1 protein-coding gene is annotated in these 1,016 nt (G+C 67.8%); it reads left to right on the forward strand.

Going from position 1 to position 1,016, the window contains the following annotated elements; genetic code table 11:
* On the forward strand, positions 1-1,016 hold a 1,016-nt coding region (locus D3H34_RS32985), incomplete at both ends, for a type VI secretion system Vgr family protein (RefSeq protein WP_119558896.1).

Raw genomic sequence — 1,016 nt, forward strand, 5'->3', positions numbered from 1 at the left:
GTCTCCAGGCTCGATCCGCGCCTCACCGGGCAAGCCGGGAGCGAGGTCTACCAGTGGCATGCCGAAGCCGGGGGCAGCCACTACGCCCAGCCCCATGCGGGGGCGGGGGCAGGAGCAGGCAGCAGCAACCCTCAGGACGAAGGCCATCTGCTGGCCCTGCTGCGCATGCAGGCCCTGCGCACCCATGGCGCCCGGGCCCGGGCCAGCGGGAACCTCAGAGGCATGGTGCCTGGGTGCACCTTCCGGCTGACGAAACACCCAAGAGAGTCAGCCAATGCCGAGTACCTGGTCCTGGACACCCACCTGCTCATCGAGGACGTGGCCCAGGACAGCCAGAACCGCGAAGCCAGCCCCCAGCGCAAGCAGCAATGGCGCGTGCAGGTGGACTTCACGGCCCATCCCGTCACCGAACCCCTGCGACCCGAGCCGACCCAGCCCAAGCCCGCCATGGTCGGCCCCCAGGTGGCGCTGGTGGTGGGCCCCGAGGGCCAGAACCTGTGGGCCGATGAACTCGGGCGCATCAAGGTGCAGTTCCCCTGGGACCGGCTGGGGCAGAAGAACCAGCACAGCAGCTGCTGGGTGCGGGTGAGTTCGCCCTGGGCGGGCAACCAGCTGGGGGGCATCCAGATCCCGCGCATCGGGCAGGAGGTGATCGTCGGCTTCATCGCGGGAGACACGGACCTGCCGATCTGCATGGGACGGGTGCACAACCAGGTGAACCTGCCGCCGTGGCAACTGCCCGGCCAGAGCGCATTGAGCGGGTTCAGGAGCCGGGAGTTGACGGAAGGCGGGGGCAACGGTGCGGCGGGAAGATCGAACCATCTGATCCTGGATGACACAGAAGGACGCATCCAGGCGCAGCTCAAGAGCGATCACCAGAGTTCCAGCCTGAGCCTGGGGGCGATCACGCGCATCGAGGACAACTCGGGCAGGAAAGATTCGAGAGGCGAGGGCTTCGAGTTGAGGACTGACGGGCATGGGGTGCTGCGGGCTCAGGACGGCATGCTCATCACCAC

This window comes from Acidovorax cavernicola, from assembly GCF_003581445.1.